The organism is Fusicatenibacter saccharivorans (assembly GCF_027667425.1).
In the GTDB taxonomy this organism is placed as follows: domain Bacteria; phylum Bacillota; class Clostridia; order Lachnospirales; family Lachnospiraceae; genus Fusicatenibacter; species Fusicatenibacter saccharivorans.
Genome location: NZ_JAQEGR010000001.1, coordinates 55,972 through 82,095, shown reverse-complemented (window position 1 = coordinate 82,095; position 26,124 = coordinate 55,972). Strand labels below are relative to the sequence as shown.

The window sequence follows — 26,124 nt, the reverse complement described above, 5'->3', positions numbered from 1 at the left end:
AACGCATATTTTTTCAGTTCCGTGCAAGCATGTTTTCCGCAAAGACACCGTAGCCTTTTTCTGGATGGTTTACGAAAACATGGGTAATGGCGCCGATCAGCCTTCCGTTCTGGAGCACCGGCGAGCCGGAATTTCCCTGTACGATGCCGCCGGTTTTCTGTAGCAGCCGTTGATCGGTAATTTCGAGCACAAAATTTTTGTTCGTATTCTCGCTTCCAAGATCGATTTCTGTAATCTCCGCCTCATACTCTTCTACCGTATTGTCCACGCACATCCGCACGGTGGCCGGGCCCGTCTCGATCTCCTGCCGATAGGCAATTTCCGTCACGGTAAGCGGCAGTGCACTGCTTTTTTCCCTGTCCAGAACGCCGTGGATACCGTAGATGGTATTCTCCGCCACTGACCCGATACGGTTCTTTTCTTCGTAATGGATCACGCCCTGCAGTTCACCCGGTACACCCGCTTTTCCCGGGATCACAGACAGAATCTGTGTCAGATACAGTTCTCCGCCGTTCAATTGGAGCATTTTTCCGGTATCGATATCACTGATTCCATGGCCGAGCGCTGCAAAGGTTCCGTCCGGTTCCACGAAAGTCAGTGTTCCGATTCCCTGCATATTGTCGCGGACCCAGGCCCCGAGGCGGCAGGTGCCGTCCTGGCTTTTCTGCGGTGTCACCTGCACTTCGATCGTTTCCCCGTCCCGAAGCAGGGAAAGATACACCGGGGAACCGTTTGATACTTTTACTGCATCAATCAGATCCTGCTTGCTGCGGATGCTCTGTCCGTTTACTTTTGTGATATAGTCGCCTTCCCGAAGAATATTTTCTGACGGACGGCTGACGGTTCCGTCGGACGAACGGATTTCGGCTGTACGGATCACCATCACACCGTCGGTCTCCATATAGATACCGACCGGCGCTCCGCAGACGGCAACTTTCGGCCGTTCTTCCTGGATCACACGGATCTTTTTCAGCGGGATCCCGGCGGCGGAACATTCTACAACCGTTTCACCCGTTTCTCCGAATTCGGTTTTTTCTGCTTCCTTCGTATCTTCCGAAATCGTCAGAAGTGGATGTTTCGTGAGCGGCTGAAACGGGCTTTCGCTGTTCTCATCCACATACATCGTATCCGGCAGGGATTCGCGCATGGCATCGTAGCCAAGAAGAACGGCGAGGATCAGAAACAGCGCCGCCAGCGCAAGCAGGACTCTTCGGTATTTTTGTTTTCTCGTCATTTGCATTCCCATCCTTTCCGCCGCAGGGCAGAACTGCGGCATTTCTTTTGTTTTCGCGGCGGTCGTCAAGTTCTCGTGCAGGCACGGACTTTGACTCGCCGCCCGCGAAAAAGAGGGAAACCACGCTTTGTTTCGTGATTTCCCTCTTAGTATGCGGACTTCTCTTTATTTGAGTCTTGCAGATTTTTGTACCTGTGCCAATTCCTTCATCTCGCTGGCATTTGCCAGAACAGAATCCGTAATTTTCGCGCCGCCAAGCATTCTTGCCAGTTCTCTGACAGAATCTTCCTCGGATAATGGATGGATCGATGTGACGGTCTCGTTTTCTTCGACGTTTTTTTCGATTTCAAAATGAGAATCTGCCATCGCCGCGATCTGCGGCAGATGGGTGATGCAGATGACCTGATGGCGCTGCCCGATCTGTGCCATTTTTTCGGAAACCTTCTGCGCCGTCCTTCCGCTGATTCCGGTGTCGATTTCATCGAAAATCAGAGTTTCTGTCTCGTCGCGGTCGGCAAGAATCGTCTTGATTGCAAGCATGATTCGCGACAGTTCACCGCCGGAAACAACTTTCGCCAGCGGACGGATCGCTTCGCCCGGGTTTGTGGAGATTAAGAACTCCACAGCATCGGTTCCGTTTTCGGTGTAGCTTTTTGTCTTTTCAAATGAAATTTCAAATGCGACATGCAGGAAATTCAGGTCGCGCAGACCTTCGATAATCTGTGTTTCGAGCCGTTTTGCATAGTTTCTGCGGATTTTGGACAGATTATGTGCGGCCGCATCCAGTTTCTGCTCCGTTTTCTGTAACTGCTCCTGCAGTGCGGCGCGGCAGCTCTCAAAATTTTCCAGTTTTTCCAGTTTTTTCTGCTGTTCTTCGCGGTATGCGGCAATCTCTTCCATCGTCTTTCCATACTTTGCTTTCAGGCGGTTGATCTCATCGAGCCGCTTTTCCGTCTCGTAATACTCTTCTTCGGAAAAGGTCAGTTCGGAAAGATATGCGGAAATTTCGCGGTTGAAATCATTCAGCAGTCCGTCAATATCGGAAAGGGTCTGCGACGGACCGGAAAGTGCATCGTCGTACACCGCGGCCTGCTGCAGCTCCCGGATTGCGCGGCCGACCTGCTCCCCGGCGCTGTTCTCTGCACCGTAGCCGGTGATCGCATATACCGTCTGCAGAGATTCCGCGATCTTTTTCGCATGGCCCATTTTCCGGTACGCAGTTTCCAACGCTTCGTCCTCGCCCTCTTTTAGCTCTGCCTGATCAATCTCGTTGATTTCAAACGTAAGAAATGCTGCCTCCCGCTTTCTTGCCTCCTCGCCGAGTTCGTACGCCGAGAGCTCCTTTCGGACATTCTTCCACTCCTGGTACAGCGCCCGGACCTCTCCTTTTGCCGTGGCCGCCTCGGTTCCCGCAAACGCGTCAAGAATCGCGATCTGCCGGTCCGGATAGAGCAGCGACTGGTGCTCATGCTGGCCGTGGATGTCGAGCAGCAGGGACGCAAGAGCTTTTACCTGCGAGATATTGCATGCCTCGCCATTGATGCGGCAGACGCTGCGGGATCCGGTGATCTTTCTGGAAATAATCACCTGTCCCTCCTCCGCCCCGAGATCCGTCTCTTTTAACAGCTCCAGCACATGCGGATTTTCGGTTTCAAAGACCAGTTCCACCAGCGCGCTTGTCTCTCCCGTCCGGATCATCTCGCGGGATATCTTCTTTCCAAGCGCCGCGTTGATCGAACCGATCAAGATGGATTTTCCGGCTCCGGTTTCTCCGGTCAGTATATTCAGGCCCGGACCGAACTCCACTTCCGCTTCGTCGATCAGGGCCAGATTTTTTACGTGTAAGTTTGTGAGCATTCTTTTCCTCCGGTGTCACACCTGCTGTCATCTTTTTGTCTCTTTTTGCAGAGACGTGCGTTCTTTAGAACTCTTCGCCCGTCTCCTCCATGCCGTCCACCATTTTTTTCAGTCGTTCTGCTGCCACAAGCGCCGCATCATCGTCTCTTGCCACGCAGAGAATCGTATCGTCTCCGCCGATGCAGCCGACAATTTCATTCCAGTTCATCTCATCGAAAGCCGCTGCCGCCGCCATCGCCATTCCAGACACGGTTTTGATGACCAGAATATTCTTGGCAAGATCAACGGAAATATACGCGTCTTTTAACACGCGCGCATAGCGGCTCCCAACCTCGGACGGTGCGTTCTGCAGAACCGCATAGCGGCTTCCGCCGTTCTCTTTTGGTACTTTTGTGAGCTTCAGCTGGCGGATATCCCTCGAAATCGTCGCCTGCGTTACGGCAAAGCCGCTCTCCTCCAGCTTCTTTGCCAGCTCCTCCTGTGTTTCAATGTCATATTGGTTAATTAATTTGATAATCTGTGCATGTCTCGCGATTTTCATTTCAAGCATCCTTCCCCAGTAACTATATCTTAAATGTTTGCCATTTTCTTTCTTAATGTCTCCAGAAAACTGATGTTGCTGATCTTCACAATCAGAGTATCCCGTCTGGCCTTTTTGATCACGATCCGGTCGCCGGTTTTCATCGGAACGCGGGTGTCGCCGTCAAAATATGCCATGCCCTGTTCAATGCCGCCGTCTCTCGAAGGCCCGAGCTCCACCTCAATCACATCCTCTGCCGGAAAGACAATGCTTCTCGTATTCAGGGTGTGCGGGGCAAGCGGTGTCATCAGCATCAGGCTGGCTGACGGTGAGATGATCGGGCCGCCCGCGGAGAGGCTGTAGCCGGTCGAACCGGTCGGCGTTGCGATGATGATGCCATCGGCGCTGTAGGAATTTAAAAACTCCCCGTTGACGTAATTGTCGAACCGGACGACACGCAGGTTTCCCTCACGGGTGATCGTAATGTCGTTGAGTGCCGCGTCCTCCGCAATCAGCTTTCCGTCCCGGTAAATCGATCCACAGAGCATCATGCGGTGCTCAATCGTATACTCATCTGCCATCAGATGATCCAGCGCCGGATAAAGCGTGTCACGGTCGATTTCCGCAAGATAGCCGAGCGTTCCCAGATTGATGCCGAGCAGTGGAATCTGTAAATCCACCACGTCGCCTGCTGCCTGCAGAAGCGTGCCGTCACCACCGAGCACCAGAATGCCGTCGATATCTGACGGAACCTTCGCCGGATCCGTATAATGGTATTTTTCCCCTTTTTCGCTGTTATCGCAGAGAAGACACGTTTTTCCGCGCTCCTCCAGATATTGCCTGATCTGGTCTGTCACGGTAAGGTCCGGGTCTTTTGCTCTGTTTGTGATCAGGTAAAATCGCTCCATATCATGCTCCTTAACCCTTTTATTTATCCAGTGTATCGTGTGCGCTCTTTACAACGGCGTCTACATCGACATTGGTCTCTTCCTCTGTCACGCCGTCCGGCAGCCGGACAAGGTGAACGAGATACTCGATATTTCCCTCCGGTCCTTTGATCGGAGAAAATTCCAGATGGCGCACGCCGAAGGAAATGCTTTTCGCATAGGAAATGACCATCTCAATGACTTCTTTGTGTACAGCCGGATCACGGACAACACCTTTTTTGCCGACTTTTTCGCGTCCTGCCTCAAACTGCGGCTTGATCAGAGCTGCAATTTCGCCGTTCTCTTCCATCAGATTCCGGACCGGAAGCAGCACCTTGGTCAGGGAGATAAACGATACGTCGATCGATACGAAGGACGGTCTCTCCTCGATATCCTCCGGCACGACGTAACGGATGTTCGTGCGCTCCATACAGACAACGCGCGGATCGTTCCGCAGCTTCCAGTCGAGCTGGCCGTGGCCGACATCCACGGAATATACCTTGACGGCGCCGTTCTGCAGCATACAGTCGGTAAAGCCGCCGGTGGATGCTCCGACATCCATGCAGACCTTTCCATCCAGGGTAAGGTCAAAGTTTTTCATTGCTTTCTCTAACTTTAAGCCGCCGCGGCTCACATACGGCAGTGGTTTTCCTTTTAAGACAATCTCCACTTCTTCCGGGAACATGGAACCGGCTTTGTCCTCCCGCTCATTGTCCACCAGAACTTCTCCTGCCATAATCATGGCTTTCGCTTTTTCCCGCGATGTGGCAAGGCCCCGTTCTACCAGTAATACATCTAATCGTTTTTTCATCTTTCTTCCTGCCCCTGTTTTCTGTAGTATTCCTCAATTCTGCCGCAGATATCTTCCGGCGTAAAGCCGACCTGTTTCATCTGGTATAATACACTTCCGTGCGGAATAAAGCGGTCCGGCAGTGCAATGATCTCCACGCCAAACGGAAGGTCTTCTTCCTCGGCAAAAGCAAGGACGCGCTCTCCAAAGCCGCCGTCTTTTACATTTTCCTCGAGTGTTACGACAAGCTCATACGTATCGGCAAAGCTTCGAAGAAGTTCTTCATCGATTGGTTTGACGAACCGCGCATTCACAAGCGCCGCATCCATATCCATCCGCTCTTTTAACTGTTTCTGCACTTCTTCTGCCATTTTTACCATACTGCCGACGGCAAGAAGTGCAACACGGCTTCCCTCATGGATCACTTCTGATTTTCCGAGGCAGATGGGCGCACGGAACTCTTTTAATCCCGTATACGCTTCCCCTCTCGGGTAGCGCACCGCGATCGGGCCGTCGTAATCGACCGCAAATTTGATCATATCCGAAAGCTCCCAGAGGTTCTTCGGTGCAAGAATTGTCATATTCGGCATCGAACCCAGATAGGAAAGGTCGAAAATGCCGTGGTGTGTCTCCCCGTCGTAGCCCACAAGACCGGCGCGGTCAATCGCAAAGACGACATGGAGATTCTGCATACAAACGTCATGCATGATCTGATCGTACGCCCGCTGCAGGAATGAAGAATAAATCGCAACGACAGGCGTAATGCCGCCGAGTGACAGTGCCGCTGCAAATGTCACCGCGTGCTCTTCTGCGATTCCCACATCGAAACAGCGGTCCGGGAACATGTTGGAGAAGCGTTTCAGTCCGACACCGGTCATCATCGCCGCCGTGACTGCCGCAACATCCTTTCTTCGATCTCCCATTTTCCGCATGACCGTGGAAAAGACATCCGTGTACGTCGGATTGGATTTTCCAACCGGCAATCCTGTTTTCACATCGAACGGACCCGCACCGTGGAATCTTGCCGGGTGGCGCATCGCCGGCTCATAGCCGCGGCCCTTCTGTGTCAGGACATGCACCAGAATCGGTCCTTCAAACCGTTTTGCTTCCTGGAAGGTCTTGATCAGCTGCGGAATGTTGTGGCCGTCCACAGGACCTAAATACGTAAGTCCCATATCCTCAAACAGCATGCCCGGAATGATGATCTGTTTGATGCTGCTTTTCGTCTTCCGCATCGCATCCACCATGCCAGGTCCGATGCCCGGAATGCGGTTCAATGCCTTTGTGACGTCCATCTTGAAATCCGTGTACGCCGATGCCGTCCGAAGGCCGGACAGGTACGATGACATACCGCCGACATTCTCGGTGATCGACATTTCGTTGTCATTTAAAACGATAATAAAATTCGATTTCAGGCTGGCCGCATTGTTCAGCGCCTCGTACGCCATGCCGCCGGTCAGCGCACCATCTCCGATGATCGAAATAACGGAATAATTTTCTTTTTTCAGTTCCCGTGCACGCACATAGCCGACGCCTGCGGAAATCGAGGTCGAGCTGTGGCCGGTGTCGAATACATCGCAGTCACTCTCGCTCCGCTTCGGGAATCCGCTGATGCCGCCTTCCCGGCGCAGCGTTTCAAACCCGTCTTTCCGCCCGGTCAGAATCTTGTGCGTGTAGGACTGGTGTCCCACATCCCAGATCAGCTTGTCTTTTGGAAGATCGAAGACGCGGTGCATCGCAATCGTCAGTTCCACGACACCAAGATTGGACGCCAGATGGCCGCCGGTTTTACTCAAAGACTCGATAATAAATTCCCGGATTTCATCTGCAAGCGCCGGAAGCTGGTCCGCCGGAATCTTCTTAATATCGTTTGGTTTCTGTATTTTTTCTAACATGAAATCATCCCTTACTTTTTTCTGGAAGTCAGAGATTCAAACAGCTCTTCCAGAAATATTTTATCTCCCGGACAGGACAGATTTTTCAGTTCGTCTACGGCCTCTTTCGTGAGCCGTTTTACCTCCTGCTCCGCCCCGTCTGTGCCAAACATCGTCACATACGTTGTTTTTTCATTCTTTTCATCGCTGAAAACCGGCTTTCCAAGCTCCTCCATCGTGGATGTGACATCCAGGATGTCGTCCCGGATCTGGAACGCGATCCCGACTTTGGAGGTAATCCGGCAGAGCGCGTCAAGATCATCGTCGTTTGCTCCTGCAAGTGCCGCACCTGCCATCATGGCAGCCTCTAAAAGCGCCGAAGTCTTGTTCTCGTAAATGTAGTCCAGCATCTCACGGTCGATGGCGAAATGGCCGGCTTTTTCATTCATCACGTCAACACTCTGACCGCCCAACATGCCGGAAATTCCGGTTTTCTGACAGAGAATGCCAAAAGCACGCACTACGCGGTCGGTGTGCTCCTCCAGTGGAAAGGCTTTCCAGGCTGTCTCGTATGCATAGTTTAAAAGGGCGTCTCCTGCCAGCACGCCGACGGCCTCCCCGAAGACGACATGGGTCGTTTTTCTGCCGCGGCGGTAATCATCGTTGTCGATCGCAGGGAGATCATCGTGGATCAGGGAATGGGTGTGAATCATCTCCATGGCTGCCATAAATGGTTTTACAGCCTCCCCGGTTCCGCCGAACAGACGGAAACTCTCCTGCAAAAGCAGCGGACGAAGCCTCTTTCCGCCCGCTGTCATACTGTAATTCATGGCTTTTGCCAGTTTCTTTGCAAAGCCTTCCTCTTTCGGCAGGTAAGCGGCAATGATACTTTCCGCTTCCCGCGTTTTTTCTTCGAGTACCGCTTTAAAATTCTCTGAATGTTCCATCCTCATTCATCTGGAGCATTTTTTTCTCGACGCGGTCAATTTTCTGACTGCATTCGTTCAAAAGCTCCATTCCCTCCTTGTATAAACGAAAGGAGTCTTCCAGGCTGACATCGCTGCTCTCCAGCGTTTCGAGCATCTGATCCAGTTTTCCAAATGCTGCTTCCAGTGTCTCACCGGAAGGGGTTCCTTCTTCTTTTCTCTCTTCTGCTTCCATATTTCCCATGTTTTCTCGATTCTCTGCTTTTTCACGATTGTTCCATCCAGGATACGGCCGATGTCTTCTCTGCGCGCGCTGTGATCTTTCCGTCTGATACACAGATTTCGAGCAGATCACCTTCTTTGACATCCTGCACCGAAGTGATGGCTTTTCCTTCTTTTTCCACGTAGGAATAGCCCTGGTTCAGCTTGTCCAGCGGGGACAGACCCTTCATCGCCTGAATGTAAAGGGCAAGGCGGTGGCGCGCTTCTTTGAGCTTTTCTTCCATCGCATCTGTATACCGACGCTCCAGCTCGGCGTGGCGTGCTCTCTGGTCACGGATCTTATTTTCCGGTCCGAGATACTTCCACTTTGTCTCGTACTGCAGAAGGCGGCTTCTCGCTCTCTGCGTCTGGTTTGCCATCGCATGGTTCATGCGGCTTTTATAATTTTCCAGTGTGTTGAGTACCGCGCGGACATCAGCGACTGCCAGCTCCGCCGCTGCGGACGGGGTCGGGGCGCGCAGATCTGCCACGAAATCGATGATCGTTGTGTCGGTCTCATGGCCGACGGCGGAGATCACCGGCGTATGGCAGGAAAAAACGGCACGCGCTACTTTTTCCTCATTGAACGCCCAAAGATCCTCGATCGAACCGCCTCCGCGGCCCACGATCAGCACATCCAGATTCAGTACGTCCAGACGGCGTATGCCCTCCACGATGCTGTCCGCCGCTCCCTCTCCCTGCACCAGGGCCGGGTAGAGGATGATCTGGACAAAGGGATTCCGGCGGAGTGCAATGTTTTTGATATCCTGCACAGCAGCTCCCGTCGGTGCTGTGACAACGCCGATTTTCTTTACATACGCAGGAATCGGCTGCTTGTACTCCGGGGCAAACATGCCCATCTCTTCCAGTTCTGCTTTTAGGGCCAGATACTTTTCGTATAAAAGGCCGGCGCCCTCTTTTGTGATCTCTTTTGCATAGATCTGATACTTTCCGTCCCGCTCATAGACGCTGATGCTGCCGCCGACAATCACGTTATCGCCGTCCCGCATCGGGAAGGCAAGGCCGCGCCGCGAACCGGCGAACATGACACAGGAAATGGTTCCTTCCGCATCTTTTAAGGAAAAATAGATGTGGCCGGACGGATGGTATTTACAGTTGCTTACTTCTCCGCTGACGTAAATCCGGCGGAGCATATAGTCCTGGTCAAAGATGTTTTTGATGTATGAATTGACCTGGCCTACGGTGTAAACATTCTGATTTTTATTTCTCATCTTCTTCTCTTGCCAGTTTTCCAAGAATACCGTTGATAAAGGACGGAGACTGGTCTCTGCCGAAGCGTTTTGCCAGCTCAACGGCCTCGTTGATGGCTACACCGACCGGAACGTCCTCGTCGAATTTCATCTCGTAAACGGCAAGACGCAGGATCGCCAGGTCTACTTTTCCCATACGGGTCGTTTTCCAGCCCTCGGAAGTACGGTTCAGCATCTCGTCGATTTCCGGGATGTGCTCGGTCACATGATGGTATTTCTCTTCCATATAGGTCTGATCTTTTTCGCTTACGGTTACTTCTTCATCCTCGTCGTTGTCGTCAGAGTACGTAAAGTAAAGAGACATCTGCTGCGGCATCTCCTCTTTCTCCTGGAACTCTGCGGTATAGAGAAGTTTAAAAATATTTTCGCGAAGTTTGCTTCTGTTCATTGTCTGTTTTAATTCCTTCCTGTATAGTTAATTAACTATTTTTCTTCCATTTCATCTGGCTCTGAATAGTTAACAAGAACCGCGGGGTTGTAAGGGGTCGCCTTATTCCCTCGCGGTTCGTTGTTTTTTATTTCGTCTGTTCCATATTCACGCCTGCAATGGCTACATTGACATCGGAAACTTCCAGGCCTGTCATATTCTCGATCGCTGTTTTTACTTTTTCCTGTACGTTTTTGCAGGTTGCCGGAATCTCGTATCCATATTTGAGATTGAGGGCAAGATCCACGCAGACAACGCCGTCGAGTACATCAACTTTGACACCCTTGGAAAGATTTTTCATGCCAAGCTTGCTGACTAATTCGTTGGTAATATTTCCGGCCATGGAGGCTACCCCGTCCACTTCCGTTGCCGCAAGTCCTGCGATAATAGCTACCACCTCGTCTGCAATCTGCACGGTTCCGATTCCTTCGTCATCATATATCGTATAAGTGTTTCTTTTCTGAATTTTTGCCTCTGCCATCTTAAAGAACCTCCTCCTTGGCTGACTTTCCTTTATTATACCAAAAGTTTTCCGAAAATAAAAGTTTTTTTTATTCTTCTTCCTGTGCCGCGCACCACTCGCGTGCTGCCGGCGTGTTGGCAAGGCCGCCCTGGCCGGTTTCGCGCAGACTCGGATGCATCTGGTCGCCGACTTCCCGCATCGCATCGATCACCTGATCCGGCGGAATGCGGCTTATGATTCCCGCAAGTGCCATGTCCGCCGCAGAAAGTGCATTCACGGAACCGATCACATTCCGTTTGACGCACGGGACCTCGACAAGACCGCCGACCGGGTCACACACGAGACCGAGCAGGTTCTTTAATGCCATCGCTGCCGCATGCGTGATCTGGGACGGAGTGCCGCCGCCAAGTGCGGTCAGTGCGCCTGCCGCCATCGCGCTTGCTGTTCCGATTTCGGCCTGGCAGCCGCCGGAAGCGCCCGCAATGTAGGCCCGCGCCGCAACGACCTGGCCGATACCGGCTGCCGTGTAGAGCGCACGCACGATCTGCTCATCCGCTGTCCCCTTCTCTTTCTGGTAATTCACGAGCACAGCCGGAAGCACACCGCACGCTCCTGCGGTCGGTGCTGCAACGATCCGCTTCATGCAGGCGTTTGACTCACCCATCGCAAGTGCAGATGCCATAACTTTTCCGACAAACGGTCCGCAGAGCGTGTTCCCGCTCTCGACATACGCGCGCATCGTCTTTCCGGCGCCGCCCACAAGACCGCTTCTCGACTGCAGCGAACCGTCATAATTCCGTTCAGCGCCTTTCATGGCTTCCCACATGCCGCGCATCGTCTCAATGGACTCTTCGCGGCTTACATTTCTCTCATTCATATCGTCCAGAAGGATGACTTCATCAAACGGCAGGTCTTTTTCCTGGCACTCCCGGACAATTTCTTCCAGTGAATTATAAGACATCGTCCTCTTCTCCTTCCGTTACGTTGATGTATGTTACCTTTACAATGCCCTCAAGATGCTCCAGCCATTCCAGCGACTCTTTGGGAAGCGGCTGATCCATCTCCACGACCATGACGGCCGATCCGCCTCTCTTGTCGCGGTAGAGGGACATATTCGCAATGTTGACTGACTTATGTGCCAGCATCGACGTAACCTCGGCTACGTGGCCCGGCTGGTCCAGATTGTGGACGATCAGGGTCGGAATCTCGCAGCTGCAGTTGACATCCAGCCCGTCGAGGCGGTTGATCATGATACGGCCGCCGCCAAGGGAGCACGCCTGCACCTCGAGCGTCCGGCCGCTCTTTCCCTTTACTTCCAGAACGACGCTGTTCGGATGGGCACTCGTCAGATTGGCGATGCCGAATGAATAGGAAAGACCCATCTTCCGGGCAATTTCAAAGCTGTCCGGAATCCGCTCGTCATCCGGCCGCATGCCGAGAAGACCCGCGACGAGACCGCGGTCCGTTCCATGGCCCTTTCCCGTTGCGGCAAAGGAACCGTACATCAGTATTTTTGCTTCCACCGGCTGTTCCCCGAGAAGTTTCTGCGTCATCCATCCAATCCGCACTGCCCCCGCTGTGTGCGAACTCGACGGACCGACCATCACAGGGCCCAGAATATCGAATAAGTTCATTCCTTCTCCTTTTTAAGCGGCATCCCGCTCTTTTGTTCTTAGTTTTTGCTGAATTCGGTCAGCACAAGGTCTTTGTTTCGATCCTGTACCATGCCGACACTCCACGGATTGACAAAGAGAAGCAGCGGATTTCCCTTGAGGTCCATGACCTTCTTCATATCGGATGTACCCTGAATACGGTCCAGGTTGATCTCCTCTTTGTTTGCGATCCAGCGGATATGCTCATACGGCAGGTTCTCCAGACGGATATCCACGTTGTACTCGTTCTCCAGACGGTATTTTAAAACGTCAAACTGCAGGACGCCGACAACGCCGACGATGATCTCCTCCATGCCGCCTTTGTACTCCTGGAAAATCTGGATCGCACCTTCCTGTGCAATCTGGGAAATTCCCTTGACGAACTGTTTTCTCTTCATCGTATCGAGCTGGCGCACTCTTGCAAAATGCTCCGGCGCGAAGGTCGGAATTCCCTCGTATGCGAATTTTTTGCCCGGCATACAGATCGTATCTCCGATAGAGAAGATGCCCGGGTCAAATACACCGATGATATCGCCGGCGTATGCTTCATCAACAATATGACGGTCACTCGCCATCATCTGCTGCGGCTGGGAAAGACGCATTTTCTTTCCTCCCTGCACATGGAAGACTTCCATTCCGGCGTCGAATTTGCCGGAGCAGATGCGCATGAATGCGATACGGTCACGGTGTGCTTTGTTCATGTTTGCCTGGATTTTAAAGACAAACGCAGAGAAATCCTCTTTGACCGGATCGATTACGCCGCAGTCTGCCGTACGCGGAAGCGGCGGCATCGTCATCGTGAGGAAGTGCTGCAGGAAAGTCTCCACACCAAAGTTGGTGAGCGCAGATCCGAAGAATACCGGGGAGAGCTCTCCCTTGCTGACAAGCTCCTGGTCAAACTCTGCACTTGCGCCGTCGAGCAGCTCGATCTCATCCATGAGCTGTTCTTTCTGGTCCTCATCGACCACATCGAGAAGATGCGGATCGTCGATATCGATTTCTTCCTCGATACCTTCCTTTGTTCCCTTCATTGTATCGGAGAAGGTAAGGACTTTCTTTTTGTCACGGTCGTAAACACCACGGAATTTCTTTCCGGAACCGATCGGCCAGTTGATCGGGCAGGTTGCAATGCCGAGCTCTTTTTCAATCTCGTCGAGCAGCTCGAAGGTATCGTTCGCATCGCGGTCCATCTTGTTGATGAAGGTAAAGATCGGGATGTGGCGCATGACACAGACTTTAAACAGCTTTCTGGTCTGTGCCTCGACACCCTTCGATGCATCGATAACCATGACGGCGGAATCGGCTGCCATCAGGGTACGGTACGTATCCTCCGAGAAGTCCTGGTGTCCCGGGGTATCCAGAATGTTGATGCAGTAGCCGTCGTAATTGAACTGCAGAACGGAAGAGGTAACGGAAATACCACGCTCTTTCTCGATCTCCATCCAGTCGGATACGGCATGGCGCGCAGTCGCTTTTCCTTTTACGGAACCGGCGAGATTGATCGCTCCTCCGTACAGCAGGAATTTCTCAGTCAGTGTGGTTTTACCGGCATCCGGGTGGGAAATGATGGCAAAGGTACGCCGTCTTTCAATTTCTTTTGTATAATCAGGCACGGTTTTATCTCCTTTAGAATATAAAATCTTATTTACTATGTTTTCCATGTTTATGCTTTTTAGACATACTAATTTATTCTATTATATGCCACCATTCCTGTCAATCGTTATCTTGACAGTTCATTCATAATCGAAGCATAAATCTTCTGACTCCGGTTTTCCCAGTTGCTGCAGATCTTTTTGGCCGCCTCCTCGGACGGAACCGTCACGACAATCTCAAAAATAGTCGTCTTCCGCTCTCTTGCCTGACAGCGGACCTCGTAGTCATCTCCCGCGGTCTTGTAGTAATCGGCCACAACGGACGCTTTTTTCCGCAGTTCATAGGAGTGTTCCTTCATATAGCGGTCGATTTCCTCCCGGATTTCCGGAGAGATCTCGTTTTCGAAGAAGGAAAGCGTCTTGCTGCCCTCCTCAGTCATGTGGTAGTACGAGGTGTTGCGCACCTTCTCGATCTCGATCAGCTTTGTATCCTGCAGCTCGCTTAACGCCTCCTGGAGATGAAAGTAGTTCGTGTACTCTTTTTCCAGGATAAAATCCGAAATCTGTGTATTTGACAGCGGAAAATTCACATTCTGCAGCATGTAGAGAATAATCAGTTTGTATAACGTAAAGGATGATTCAATCACGGTGTGTTTCCTCCTTTTTCTTCGTCCAGAAGCTGTCCCTGATACGCATGTTCTTCTTTCATGCGATGATGCAGCTCATTTAAGACGGTGCGTTTTGCCTGGCTCCATGTTGGTGCAATCAGAAGATCCCCGGGGCCGTCTCCCGTCACACGGTGGATCACAAGATCGGGACGGAGGCGCCGCAGGCAGTCGATGACAAGGGTAAGATACGCCTCCTGCTCCAGCACCTCAAATTTTCCGGCCGCGTAGTCCGCCGCAAGATCCGTGTTTTTCAGCACATGAAGCAGCTGAAGCTTGATGCCGGAAATGGAAAGTCCATTCAGGTAATCCATTGTTGCAAAGACTTCTTCCTGTCCCTCCCCCGGCAGACCGAGGATCGTGTGGACAACCACGGGAATCCCCCGCCTGTGCAGCTCGTTTACTGCCTGTTCAAAACAGGAAAGCGGATAGCCCCTTCGGATATACTGTGCCGTTTTTTCATGCATCGTCTGCAGTCCCAGCTCCACCCAGACCGGTTTGATCCGGTTCAGCTCTTCTAACAGAGAAAGAACCTCTTCCCCTAAGCAGTCCGGTCTCGTTCCGATCGAAAGGACCACGACCTCCTCGTCCGAAATTGCCTCCCGGAAAATTTTTTCCAGATATTCCACCGGCGCGTACGTGTTCGTATACGCCTGGAAATAAGCGATGAACTTATGCACCGGCCGCTTTTGCTGCAGGAGGGATTTCTGCTCCCGGATCTGTTCCGGGATGGATTTGTTTCTGTCCCCGGCAAAATCACCGGAGCCGCCCGCACTGCAGAAAATGCAGCCCCGGTCACCGCAGGTGCCGTCCCGGTTCGGACACGTCATCCCGCCGTCGAGCGAGAGCTTGTACACTTTTTCCCCGAACGTCTTTTTCAGATAGGCGTCCAGCGAATAATACGGCTTTCCAAGCCAGTCTGTCATGATTTCTTCCCCTTTTATTCGATGTCTTTTCCAATTTTTTTGAAGTTTTCCCGGATCTTCTGCTCATAGCCGTTCGTTCCAAGATGAAGGAAACGGCTTCCTAAGATCTCGTCCGGCAGATACTGCTGCTCGACGTAGTGATTCGGGTAATCATGTGCATACTGATAGCCTTGACCGTGGCCGAGTTTGGCAGAACCTTTGTAATGGGCGTCCTGCAGATGCGGCGGAACCGACGTCCGCACACTTCCGACCGTCTTCATCGCCGCAAAGACTGCCTCGCACGAAGAATTACTCTTCGGTGCACAGGCAACATACGTGGCTGCCTCCGCCAGAATAATCTGCGCCTCCGGCATGCCGACGCGTTCCACGGCAAGGGACGCGGAAACTGCTACATTTAAGGCATTCGGATCGGCAAGGCCGACATCCTCCGCCGCGCAGATCATGATGCGGCGGGCGATAAACTTGATATCCTCCCCGGCATACAGCATTTTGGCCAGATAAAAGACCGCCGCATCCGGGTCAGAACCACGCATGCTCTTGATAAATGCAGAGATCGTATCGTAATGCTGATCGCCCGTCTTGTCGTACCGCACGACGCGCTTCTGGATGCACTCCGATGCCGTTTCGAGATCGATATGGATTTTTCCGTCCGCCTGACGTTCCGTTGAGAGGACGCCCAGCTCGATTGCATTTAAGGCCGCTCTCGCGTCACCGCCTGCGATGTCGGCAAGGAACTCTTTTGCATCCGCATCGAGCACAACGTTGTACGTCCCGAGCCCCTTTACCGGGTCCGTCACCGCGCGCTCCAGCAGTTTTTCGATGTCCTCTTTTTCGAGCGGCTTTAATTCAAAGATAATGGAACGCGAAATCAGCGCCCCGTTGACCTCGAAATACGGGTTTTCCGTCGTCGCGCCAATCAGAACGAGTGTGCCGTCCTCCACAAACGGAAGCAGATAATCCTGTTGCCCCTTGTTGAAGCGGTGGATCTCGTCGACAAAAAGAATCGTCTTTTTGCCGTACATGCCGATCCGCTGCTGCGCTTCTTTTACGACTTCTTCCATATCCTTTTTGCCGGCTGTCGTGGCATTCAGCTGGGTAAACTCTGCGCTTGTCGTGTTGGCGATGACGCGGGCAAGCGTCGTTTTTCCCGTTCCCGGAGGGCCGTAGAAAATGACGGAGCCGAGTTTATCCGCCTTGATCGCACGGTACAACAGCTTTCCAGGGCCGATGATGTGCTCCTGTCCAACCACCTCGTCCAGCGTTGTCGGGCGCATGCGCGATGCGAGGGGGGACTCTTTTTCCATTGTGGTTTCTTTCATATAATCAAACAAATCCATGTATTTTTCACCCCATTTTTCTTCCTGCCATTTATCTTATCACATTTTGGCGGGTATCCTCAACCCCTTAATCTCGGATTCTCCGCAACTATGTTCGATGGAATCCGCGGAAGCTATTCTTCAATCAGCTCACGCACCGTCACAAACGTGTATCCCTCTTCTTTTAATTCTTTTACGATCCGCCGCAGCGCTTCCACCGTCGCGCGGTAGCCGTCATGCATGAGAATAATGCTGCCATCCTTCACATTCGGAAGCACCGCGCTGCAGATCGACGCGGTGTTCTGGCTCTCCCAGTCGCGGGAATCCACATCCCAGAGTACCGGGATCATCGTCACTGCAAGGTCCAGCCCCTCTCTCCATTCCCCGAACGGCGGACGGATATAGACGGGATATTCCCCTGTGATCTCGTAGATTGCATTGCTTGTTTTCACGACCTCCTCCCTCGCTTCCTCTTCTGATACTTTCGTAAGCTGAACATGATGAAACGTATGATTTCCGATCAGATGGCCTTCCGCATGCATCCGGCGGACGATTTCTTCGTTTCCGGCAAGACACTGCCCCTGCAGAAAAAACGTTGCCGGAATTTCATTTTCTTTTAAAATTTCAAGCACCTCCGGCGTATAGCACGCATTCGGCCCGTCATCAAATGTCAGCGCCGCACGGCGGGGCACACTTTTTTCTGCTTCCGCCGCTGTCTCTTTCGCGCCTTCTCTTTCACACCGTGCCAGCTCTGCAAACAGAATAGCCGCCATCATCACAGCCAGAAGCGGCAGAGGAACGTGCCGCACTTTTCGGAATCTCCGCATGGTCTGCCCTTCGCACTTTCTTCTGCATTCCCTGTATTATATGAAAAACAGGAGAAAAGATGCCGCACCCGGCGGTTCTTTTCTCCTGTTTTTGTTCTTTATGTATCCTGTACCTGAAGAATATACGTACCGGACGCAGTATCCTGGTAAACGATATCTCCGATGGACTGCAGCAGCGATTCGTTCAGCGCATCGCCATATTTCTCCTTTTCTTTGCTTCCCACAAAAATGTAGGTCACATGATACTGCTCCAGCAGGCGCAGCACTTCATTCGTATCGGTCGAGGTGTACATCTGTTTCACATCCTCGGCGCGGACATTTAAGTCTGCGGGATCCCCTCTCCAGAGCCATTCATGGACATACCATCCAAGCACGGTCGGAAGACCGGTCATTGCGGAAACGCGCTCGTAATCGCTATAGCTGTCGCCGTTCGCCTCAAGCACAACCGGCTGTCCTTCTATTGTTTCATCCAGCCAGCGGATGGCACCTGCGTCCTCGGAAAAGACATTTTCCAGATACGCTGTCGCATCGAGTCCGCGGTACTCGGACAGATCGAAAATATTTCCGAACCAGGAGTACACGCTCGTTCCAAAATAGCCGAAGGTCCATAAAAGCAGTACCAGCCCGATTCCGCCGAACACCTGCAGAATCCGCTCTTTTTTCCAGAGCAGGAACCGCGTGATGATGTAGCTCATGCAGATCCCAAACAGGATAAATGCCTGATACGTCAGCTTGAACATCGTGTTGGAGCGCGCATACGATTCTTCGTAGATATCGCGCACATAGACGAGCTCCGGAATGATGATAAGGCCGATGGCACAGAGGCCTAAAATACCGATCACCATATCGCTCACCGCAATCTCTCTCCAGAAATTACAGAAGGCAGAAACTTTTTTTGGCTTTTCCGCCGTTTCTTTTTCGCCCGGCTCCGGTTTTTTCTCTCCCAGAATCAGGGCAACGGCCTGCTCTTCCACCTCTTCCTGCGTCTTTCCATCGGCAAGTACAATCTGTCCCTGCCGCTCCATGCCCGGAAGATGACAGTTTTTCCGCCATGCTAGCAGAACGGCTGCGATAAACAGCACAACGAGCACCGTCGGAAGGCCCCAGAGAATCGTCAGCTGATACAGCATCGAATGGTGCCTGGCAATGCCGACACCGGAAACCATCGTCTCAAACTTCATTGTAAACGGAAGGGCGACAACTGTTCCAATTGCAAAAACTTCTGCAGCCTGCAGGAGAACCGTTCCGATCGTCTCTTTCGCCCGCGCATGATACCGGTACAGCGCACCGTACAGAGAGAAGCCTGCAATCACGACGAAATAGATAACAAAATCCCAGTAGTTGGACCAGTGGAACACACCGATCAGAAAGCCCGCCGCGATGATCTGCGGCTGAAGCAGAACGTCTTTTAACGACCATTTCCACTCTTTTTCCGGATCACGGCAGGTATTTTTCACGTAGGAATATAAAAGGCCCAGCACCAGCAGGACGAACATGACATTCACCACATGGGCATGCAGGTCGCCGAGCACAAAGGAATACGATGGAAACTCATGAATCGTGCGGTCATTTTCCACAAGCGGGTCATACCCGATATAGCGGGTCGAACTCGGGAACCAGTAAGCCGATTCGTTCAGTCCCAGCCACTGGCGGATGCAGCCGTAAATCACATAGTGCATATTTCCGGCAAGGGAAACGGCGCCTCCCGAAAGAAGACCGCCAAGCACCGGTGCAATCTGGCTTTTATTGCCGCCCTCTTTCCGGATGCGGTGGCACGCACGCGACTCTGCCAGATGGTAGGTGATCGAAAACGGCAGAACAAACGCGAACGATGCCACCATCGTACGCATCAGATGGTACGTCTGCTTTACATCCGTGAAGGTAATCTTCGTCAGAAATACGGCATAGAACTGGCCGCCGTAATAGTAGTTAATACCGCTTCCGCTGTACCAGAGATCCTCTGCCGGAACGGCGGTGCTGCGCATCATGGCCTTCATAAAACCATAATCCATGAATTTTTCGGTTCCGTGTGCCTCCGGGTGAAAGCCCGCAAGATAGGTCCAGAGAAGGAAAAAGGCGAAAAACAACACTTCTTCCATCATCAGGAAGTCGATTTCCGGCGCATGGACGCGTACCTTAAAACATCCGAAAATCCAAGAAGCCAGGATCAGTACACCGACTGTGATCAGGCAGACCGGTGCGGTAAACGGAACCAGTCCGAAGCTTCCAAGAGCAAATACAGCAAAACCGGAAACAACGATGCCAAGCACTTTAGAAAACATCCATCCCCGGTCATGAAACCGCGGAAACAGCGCTGCGGCAGCCGGATAAAATCCAATACCGAGCACCAGGGTCATAAGCCACCACTTCAGGAACGAAACGTTGTCCGTTCCAAGAAGCGGCGTTGTGGCCAGCACAAGCAACACCAGCAGAATGCCGGAAACTGTCGTCTTTTTGCTCATCTTTAATTATCTTCCTCTGTCATTGTATAGACATGACGTTTTCTTGCCATCTCATCGCTTGCAAGATACTCGTCGTAGGTGGTCATCTTATCGATCAGCGCGCCGTTCGGAAGGATCTCCATGATACGGTTTGCTGTAGTCTGTACAAACTGATGGTCGTGGCAGGTGAACAGCAGCACGCCCGGGAATTTGATCAGACCGTTGTTCAGTGCAGTGATGGACTCCATATCCAGATGGTTGGTCGGCTCGTCAAGAACGAGAACGTTTGCACCGGAAATCATCATCTTGGAGAGCAGGCAGCGCACTTTCTCTCCTCCGGAAAGGACTCTGACACGTTTCACGCCGTCCTCACCGGCAAAAAGCATTCTTCCGAGGAATCCGCGGACATACGTTACGTCCTTGATCTCGGAATACTGGGTCAGCCAGTCTGCGATCGTCAGGTCGCAGTCGAATTCTGCGGTGTTGTCCTTCGGGAAGTAAGCCTGTGTAGTGGTTACGCCCCATTTGTAGTAACCGGAATCCGGCTCTTCTTCTCCGGTCAGAATCTTGAACAGCATGGTGATCGCCTGCTCGTTGCTTCCGACGAAAGCAACTTTATCTTCTCTTCCGAGGGTGAAGCTTAAGTTATCCAGGATTTTCACGCCGTCTACGGTTTTGGTCAGTCCCTCTACCTGCAGAACGTCGTTTCCGATCTCACGGTTCGGACGGAAATCGATGTAAGGATATTTCCGGCTGGACGGTTTGATATCGTCGAGCTGGATTTTCTCCAGGGCTTTCTTACGGGAAGTAGCCTGTTTACTCTTCGATGCGTTGGCGCTGAATCTAGAGATGAAGTCCTGTAACTCTTTGATCTTCTCCTCTTTCTTCTTGTTCGCCTCTTTCATCTGTTTTACCAGCAGCTGGCTGGACTCAAACCAGAAGTCGTAGTTTCCGGCATAGAGCTGGATTTTTCCGTAATCTATATCTGCGATCTGGGTGCAGACTTTATTCAGGAAGTAACGGTCGTGGGATACGACGATAACGGTATTCTCGAAGTTGATCAGGAACTCCTCAAGCCACTCGATCGCATCGAGGTCCAGGTGGTTGGTCGGCTCGTCGAGAAGAAGGATGTCCGGGTTTCCGAACAGGGCTCTTGCAAGAAGAACTTTGACCTTCTGGCTACCGGTCAGGTCTGCCATCTGTGCGTAGTGCAGTTCCGGCTCAATGCCAAGGCCGTTTAAGAGCTGCTCTGCATCGGTCTCTGCCTCCCAGCCGTTCATCTCTGCAAACTCACCCTCGAGCTCGCTCGCTTTGATACCGTCCTCATCTGTGAAGTCTTCTTTTGCGTACAGCGCCTCTTTCTCTTTCATGATCTCATAGAGACGGGCATTTCCCATGATAACGGTGTCGAGTACCGGATAGCTGTCGTATTTGAAGTGGTCCTGCTCGAGGAAGGAAAGACGCTGGCCCGGTGTGATGGTTACGTCTCCGTTTGTCGGTTCAAGCTGGCCGGACAAGATTTTCAGAAAGGTTGATTTTCCCGCTCCGTTGGCACCGATCATGCCGTAGCAGTTTCCCTCGGTGAATTTGATATTGACATCTTCAAACAACGCTTTTTTTCCGACACGAAGTGTCACATTATTTGCTGCAATCATACTTTTTAAAACCTCATTTTCTTATTCTTAATTGTAAACGTGAAGTTACCGCCGGGGTTTCCCGGTCATACGGAGTATAGTCTACCATAGGTTTCCGTTTTCTGGCAAGTAGGGAAAGCCCTTATTCTTCGTCTTTTTCACCGGAAATTGTAAAAAAGCTGTCATCCCGGTCTTTTTTGTCGATCAGTTCATTGTACTGCAGGCATTCATACTGCCGTTCGTACTCGAGATCCTCCTCCGGCGCATCGCTGTCGTTCCAGCGGTACCAGGTTCCGTCACTTGCTAAAAAGCCGAGGTGATTGAGCGCCGGCATCTTCTCGCGCAGGTCAAGCAGATACTCGTTGTACGGCGTCAGTTCCAGGCCGGTAAGGCTTAACGCATAGCTTGAGAGATAATTTGTGCTGATCCAGACATTGCTCTCGGATTTCATGCTGTAGTTGGTCCAGATGAAGAACGGGGTTCCATAGAACTTCTCCTGATCCTCGACCGAAAGATTCTGATAGGCGTCTCCGGCAATCCATGTTTCAAACGCATCCGGCAGTTTCGGGGAATGATCGCCGAACATAATGATCATCGTCGGCTCGTCCACCTGCTGGAAATACCGGATCAGATAGGAAATTGCCTCATCGGAAAGCTTTAACAGGGAGAAATACTGATCGGCCTCATCACTGTCGTAGCCGTTGCAGTTGATATCCGCCTGGAAATAACGGTTCGTGTAGCCGCTGTGGTTCTGCATCGTCACATCAAAGAGGAAGAACGGGCTGCCCGGCTCCTTGTTCTCGTAGGTTTCCACGATCTTCTCATAGTTCGCCTGATCGCTGATCATGCCGCGGTACCGCTTGGCCGTATCGGAGAACTGATCAATCGAGATGAAATCATCAAAATCAAGGAAACGGTATGCCGTGCTCCGCTTCCAGTTTGTCGCCTTGTTCGGATGCATCGCAATTGCCTGATAACCCTGGTCTTTTAACGTCGTGACAAGGGAATACTGGCTGTGCGTAAAGTAGCTGACGTACGGCACCATGCCCGGGAACCGCTTGCAGGAGTTTCCGGTCAGGAACTCATACTCCGTTTTTGCTGTTCCGCCGCCCTTGGTACACGTCAGCGTGTGCCCTTTGATGATATTTTCGGTCAGCGAGTCGAGGAACGGCATGTAGCTCTCGCTCGTCTGCGGATCGCCGACGGAACGGTAGTCAAACCACGACTCGTTCATGATCGCGATGATGTTGACGGGTGTCACGCTATCCGCATTATCTTTTCGAAGATCTTCTGTTTTCGTCTCTTTCTCGCTCGTATCGGCAATCGCTGTCACTTCGTCTTTCGAATAGCCGTCCGGCGGTGTCAGGCGCATGTATTTGGCGACCGCGGTAAAACCGACTGTCGTTCCGTACTGGCGGTATGTCTTCGCCGGATTCCAGAGGTCACTGATGACACCGAACTCGGCGTTCCAGTTCAGATTCATGTACGCCAGGTATGTTCCGAGCGTCAGCGCAGCAGCAGCCACGCGGAGCAGAATTTTATTTCTCGTTTTCCGTGCAAAACGATATTCCCGGCTCTGCAGCCAGAGGCGCACAACGAGCATCATCGTGATAAACGAAGTCACGATTTCACCTGTGATCTCGAATTTGTAGCCGCCGACTACGTCCGCCGCCGTCGCAATGCTGTACAGGTCGATGAGCTGGAACGCTTCTCCGCGGAACAGATAAACATAGTAGAATACCAGACTCATGCAGAAATAAAAGATGTTCATGAAAATCATCGCGCGGCGGATGGAGTTCAGAAAGAGGGAAACGAGAATGGAAAGTACGAAAATGACACCGATATTCAACAACGCATAATACCATTTCATCTCCCGGAACTGGCTGTTTGTGACAAATTCCAGTGTGGCAAACAGATAGGCTGCGTTTGCCAGCATCAGAATCGGCTGTTTCCATCCCACATAGCGCGGTTTTGGTTTCTGGTCCGGCTTTGCAGCAAACCGGCAGAAACTGACAACTGTCGTCAGTATGATACACGCCAGCAGGCATGGGAACAGAAAGTGAATACTCCACTCCCGGTCTGCCGCCGTCGTATCCAGCAGCGGGCGCGCCAGAAACAGCAGCACCGCCAGCACGCCGAAATCCAAAACAAGAAACGCGCACCGGGCGCGCTCCTTTTGATTCTCTTTTAATCTCTGATAAAACTTCTGCATCGAAACTTTATGCTCCTTTTATAAACAAGAATTATAATCCTTCCGTAAACGGCTCGTCCGCCGGATAGCCGCCGCCTAATTTTTGCATACAGCGCTGGATGGAATCTTTTGAATTTCCCCAGTCCTTATCCTTGTTGCGGTAATCGAATTTGTCAGTAAACCATGTTACCTCTTCCTGCAGCCGCTGGTAATTTTCTTTCATGATTTTGAACAGAGTCGGGTAAAATTCCGCTTTCTGTTTATCATTCAGCTTTTTCTCCGCCGTTTCTACCAGATCCGCAAAATGCGGCAGACAGAAGCCTTTTCCCTCGCGGAACAGTCTTGCAAACTCCTCGTCTTTTTTGTAGAGATCAAAGAACGTATCAAGATAGCGGTTATAGTTTGCCTTGAAGTGATCGCAGACGTAGCACGAATGCGTCTTCTCATCAATCCACTGGCCGATCGCAGTCTCACGGCCCTGTTTGTCGAGGGATGTCTTCTGCATCCGCTTGAACACCGAGGATTTTCCCGGTGCAAACAGATCCATCTGTGCGGCAAGCTCCTGGTTCAGTTTTTTCAGATGGGTGGATAAAATCAGACCGCTTCCGAGACGGTTTCCGTAATCGTACATCATTTTATAGTGGTGGCGGCAGAATCCCATCGCGTCTGTTTCCGCACGCACATCATCCTCCATATAGGATGCGCCGGAACCGAGCGCAAACGAAATCGCATGCTGCTCTGCTTCCCGCTCCAGATAGCAGAACGGGCACTCATCTTCCGCCTTGAATGCATCCATCAGCGGAATGGTATGGATCGACTCTTTCATAATGTAAAAACCTCCGATTTTATTTGTTGGTGCTTTCTACAGCATACACAAAAACCTCTCATTTGTCAAAAGAACTCTTTTTCCTGTTTTCCTATTATTCTGATGGATAATTTCTATATTTTGCACAATTTACATGTGCATTATAAAAATTTAAAGTTGTTTCTTTTTGGTATTTAATCGTTTAAGATAAATATTATATAAGTCTTTGTATCACTCTGTTCAGAAAGGAGCCATAGCAATGGGAGAACGTCATACGGAGGAGATGCGCCTCCTCGGTCTTACCATCGCTTTTTATCGCAGAGCACGCGGATTAACGCAAAGTGAGCTTGCCGAAGCTGTCCAGATCAGCCGTACACATATGAGCAACATCGAAGCGCCAAACAGTCATACCTCTCTGTCTCTAAACAAGCTGATGGATATTGCGGAAGCACTCGAAATTCCGCTGAAAACATTATTTGATTTCAAACGGTAAGCCCGGAAAGCTTTCCGTTTTTTATAGCAGATTTTTACAGCAACCCCCCGCAGCCGGTGTGCGCCCGGTGCGGGGGCTTTTTCTCTCTTATTTTCCCGAAAAATCCGGAGTTCCGTCAAGATTATACGGGGTCACCTGGTATACATAGTAGTTCAGCCAGTTCGTGTACAGATTGTTCGCATGTGACCGCCATAAAAGCACTGGTTTTGTATTTGGATCGTCGTTTTTATAATAGTTCTTCGGAATCTCAATCGGGAGTCCTTTGTCTTTATCGCGGTGGTACTCGCCGTCGAGCGTCATACGGTCGTACTCCGGATGACCCATCACAAAAATCTTTCTTCCCTCTTCCGCCATGCCAAGATAGAATCCGGCTTCGTCGGACTCTGCGAGAATCGTGACATCTTTGCAGGCACGGATATCGTCGATCGGTACTTCTGTGTGGCGGGAATGCGGTGCCAAAAACTCGTCATCGAAGCCTCGCACAAGCGGGATCTTGCGGTTGTTGACTTTGTGCCAGAACAGCCCGAATTTCTTCTCCGGAAGCATCCGTTTCTTCAGTCCGTAGAAATGATACAGACTCGCCTGGGCTCCCCAGCAGAGGAACATCGTGGAGGTAACATGTGTGTTCGTCCAGTCCATGATCTTTGTCAGTTCATCCCAGTAGTCAACTTCTTCAAATTCCATCTGCTCGACCGGTGCACCGGTGATGATCATACCGTCGTAATAATTTTTCCGCACATCCTCAAATTTCACATAGAACGTGTTCAGATGGCTGGTCGATGTATTTTTCGCCTCGTGGCTTGCCACCATCAGAAAGGTGACATCAACCTGCAGGGAGGTGTTGGAAAGGGAGCGCAGAAGCTGCAGCTCGGTATCTTCTTTGAGCGGCATCAGATTCAGGATCATAATCTTCAGCGGACGGATGTCCTGATGAACCGCTCTTGTCTCGTCCATGACGAATATATTTTCGCTTTCGAGTATTTCTTTTACAGGTAAATCTGCCTGAACTTTAACCGGCATATTCTTTTTCCTC

The 26,124-nt window shown here is 51.5% G+C and carries 24 protein-coding genes; 1 reads left to right on the top strand and 23 read right to left on the bottom strand.

Annotated elements, in window-relative coordinates; all coding sequences use genetic code 11:
• Positions 1 to 13: 13 nt before the first annotated feature.
• The 22 genes from spoIVB to PGS38_RS00325 form a co-directional block, all read right to left on the bottom strand.
• Positions 14 to 1,234 (bottom strand): SpoIVB peptidase, encoded by a 1,221-nt coding sequence (gene spoIVB, locus PGS38_RS00430; RefSeq protein ID WP_158568530.1) that lies wholly within the window; start codon positions 1,232 to 1,234, stop codon positions 14 to 16.
• A 165-nt stretch (positions 1,235 to 1,399) separates the two neighbouring features.
• Positions 1,400 to 3,091 carry a DNA repair protein RecN gene (gene recN / locus PGS38_RS00425; RefSeq protein WP_022463343.1) on the bottom strand — a complete coding sequence of 564 codons (1,692 nt, stop codon included), beginning with the start codon at positions 3,089 to 3,091 and terminating at the stop codon, positions 1,400 to 1,402.
• Positions 3,092 to 3,155: 64 nt separating this feature from the next.
• Positions 3,156 to 3,632, bottom strand: coding sequence for an arginine repressor (argR, locus tag PGS38_RS00420; RefSeq protein ID WP_022463344.1), 477 nt, complete (start codon positions 3,630 to 3,632; stop codon positions 3,156 to 3,158).
• 29 nt (positions 3,633 to 3,661) lie between these two features.
• Positions 3,662 to 4,519: an NAD(+)/NADH kinase gene (locus PGS38_RS00415; protein WP_022463345.1), complete on the bottom strand. Its 858-nt coding sequence runs from the start codon at positions 4,517 to 4,519 to the stop codon at positions 3,662 to 3,664.
• A gap of 19 nt (positions 4,520 to 4,538) precedes the next feature.
• Positions 4,539 to 5,348: a TlyA family RNA methyltransferase gene (locus tag PGS38_RS00410; RefSeq protein ID WP_117804021.1), complete on the bottom strand. Its 810-nt coding sequence runs from the start codon at positions 5,346 to 5,348 to the stop codon at positions 4,539 to 4,541.
• On the bottom strand, positions 5,345 to 7,222 hold the full coding sequence (gene dxs, locus PGS38_RS00405; protein WP_117804020.1) for a 1-deoxy-D-xylulose-5-phosphate synthase: 1,878 nt from the start codon (positions 7,220 to 7,222) through the stop codon (positions 5,345 to 5,347). The genes PGS38_RS00410 and dxs overlap by 4 nt, the downstream gene beginning before the upstream one ends.
• An 11-nt stretch (positions 7,223 to 7,233) precedes the next feature.
• Positions 7,234 to 8,148, bottom strand: coding sequence for a polyprenyl synthetase family protein (locus tag PGS38_RS00400; protein WP_330411313.1), 915 nt, complete (start codon positions 8,146 to 8,148; stop codon positions 7,234 to 7,236).
• The gene (xseB, locus tag PGS38_RS00395; protein ID WP_226906307.1) at positions 8,126 to 8,371 is read right to left on the bottom strand and encodes an exodeoxyribonuclease VII small subunit; all 246 of its coding nucleotides are present in this window, start codon (positions 8,369 to 8,371) and stop codon (positions 8,126 to 8,128) included. The genes PGS38_RS00400 and xseB overlap by 23 nt, the downstream gene beginning before the upstream one ends.
• A gap of 22 nt (positions 8,372 to 8,393) precedes the next feature.
• Complete coding sequence (xseA, locus tag PGS38_RS00390; protein WP_117509110.1) at positions 8,394 to 9,620, bottom strand: exodeoxyribonuclease VII large subunit; 1,227 nt, start codon at positions 9,618 to 9,620, stop codon at positions 8,394 to 8,396.
• Positions 9,610 to 10,047 (bottom strand): transcription antitermination factor NusB, encoded by a 438-nt coding sequence (gene nusB, locus PGS38_RS00385; protein WP_022463351.1) that lies wholly within the window; start codon positions 10,045 to 10,047, stop codon positions 9,610 to 9,612. The genes xseA and nusB overlap by 11 nt, the downstream gene beginning before the upstream one ends.
• Before the next feature lie 127 nt (positions 10,048 to 10,174).
• Entirely contained in the window at positions 10,175 to 10,567 is a 393-nt protein-coding gene (locus tag PGS38_RS00380; RefSeq protein ID WP_022463352.1) for an Asp23/Gls24 family envelope stress response protein, read from the bottom strand.
• Positions 10,568 to 10,637: 70 nt separating this feature from the next.
• Positions 10,638 to 11,510: an L-serine ammonia-lyase, iron-sulfur-dependent, subunit alpha gene (gene sdaAA / locus PGS38_RS00375; RefSeq protein ID WP_055228454.1), complete on the bottom strand. Its 873-nt coding sequence runs from the start codon at positions 11,508 to 11,510 to the stop codon at positions 10,638 to 10,640.
• Entirely contained in the window at positions 11,500 to 12,183 is a 684-nt protein-coding gene (sdaAB, locus tag PGS38_RS00370) for an L-serine ammonia-lyase, iron-sulfur-dependent subunit beta (RefSeq protein WP_055218253.1), read from the bottom strand. Before sdaAB ends, sdaAA begins: the two co-directional genes overlap by 11 nt.
• 38 nt (positions 12,184 to 12,221) lie before the next feature.
• The gene (locus tag PGS38_RS00365) at positions 12,222 to 13,814 is read right to left on the bottom strand and encodes a peptide chain release factor 3 (RefSeq protein ID WP_022462532.1); all 1,593 of its coding nucleotides are present in this window, start codon (positions 13,812 to 13,814) and stop codon (positions 12,222 to 12,224) included.
• A gap of 107 nt (positions 13,815 to 13,921) precedes the next feature.
• Positions 13,922 to 14,440, bottom strand: a complete 519-nt coding sequence (locus PGS38_RS00360; RefSeq protein WP_022462531.1) for a DUF4364 family protein — start codon at positions 14,438 to 14,440, stop codon at positions 13,922 to 13,924.
• Positions 14,437 to 15,384 carry a tRNA modification radical SAM protein MnmL/YtqA gene (gene mnmL, locus PGS38_RS00355; protein ID WP_117804016.1) on the bottom strand — a complete coding sequence of 316 codons (948 nt, stop codon included), beginning with the start codon at positions 15,382 to 15,384 and terminating at the stop codon, positions 14,437 to 14,439. The genes PGS38_RS00360 and mnmL overlap by 4 nt, the downstream gene beginning before the upstream one ends.
• Before the next feature lie 14 nt (positions 15,385 to 15,398).
• On the bottom strand, positions 15,399 to 16,721 hold the full coding sequence (locus PGS38_RS00350; RefSeq protein WP_022462529.1) for a replication-associated recombination protein A: 1,323 nt from the start codon (positions 16,719 to 16,721) through the stop codon (positions 15,399 to 15,401).
• Between the two features lie 113 nt (positions 16,722 to 16,834).
• On the bottom strand, positions 16,835 to 17,509 hold the full coding sequence (locus PGS38_RS00345) for a polysaccharide deacetylase family protein (RefSeq protein WP_158581083.1): 675 nt from the start codon (positions 17,507 to 17,509) through the stop codon (positions 16,835 to 16,837).
• A gap of 116 nt (positions 17,510 to 17,625) precedes the next feature.
• The gene (locus tag PGS38_RS00340) at positions 17,626 to 19,989 is read right to left on the bottom strand and encodes a DUF2298 domain-containing protein (RefSeq protein ID WP_117804014.1); all 2,364 of its coding nucleotides are present in this window, start codon (positions 19,987 to 19,989) and stop codon (positions 17,626 to 17,628) included.
• Between the two features lie 2 nt (positions 19,990 to 19,991).
• A complete protein-coding gene (locus PGS38_RS00335; protein ID WP_022462526.1) occupies positions 19,992 to 21,623 on the bottom strand; it encodes an ABC-F family ATP-binding cassette domain-containing protein in 1,632 nt (543 codons plus the stop codon).
• A gap of 121 nt (positions 21,624 to 21,744) precedes the next feature.
• Complete coding sequence (locus tag PGS38_RS00330) at positions 21,745 to 23,814, bottom strand: LTA synthase family protein (RefSeq protein ID WP_117804013.1); 2,070 nt, start codon at positions 23,812 to 23,814, stop codon at positions 21,745 to 21,747.
• A gap of 31 nt (positions 23,815 to 23,845) precedes the next feature.
• Positions 23,846 to 24,619 (bottom strand): DUF6062 family protein, encoded by a 774-nt coding sequence (locus PGS38_RS00325; protein WP_117509116.1) that lies wholly within the window; start codon positions 24,617 to 24,619, stop codon positions 23,846 to 23,848.
• A gap of 238 nt (positions 24,620 to 24,857) precedes the next feature.
• Here PGS38_RS00325 and PGS38_RS00320 point away from each other — a divergent pair, with 238 nt between their 5' ends.
• A complete protein-coding gene (locus PGS38_RS00320) occupies positions 24,858 to 25,091 on the top strand; it encodes a helix-turn-helix domain-containing protein (RefSeq protein ID WP_022462523.1) in 234 nt (77 codons plus the stop codon).
• A gap of 87 nt (positions 25,092 to 25,178) precedes the next feature.
• Here the strand turns inward: PGS38_RS00320 and metA are convergent, their stop codons facing one another.
• Positions 25,179 to 26,111 (bottom strand): homoserine O-acetyltransferase MetA, encoded by a 933-nt coding sequence (metA, locus tag PGS38_RS00315; RefSeq protein ID WP_055228462.1) that lies wholly within the window; start codon positions 26,109 to 26,111, stop codon positions 25,179 to 25,181.
• Positions 26,112 to 26,124: the final 13 nt, after the last annotated feature.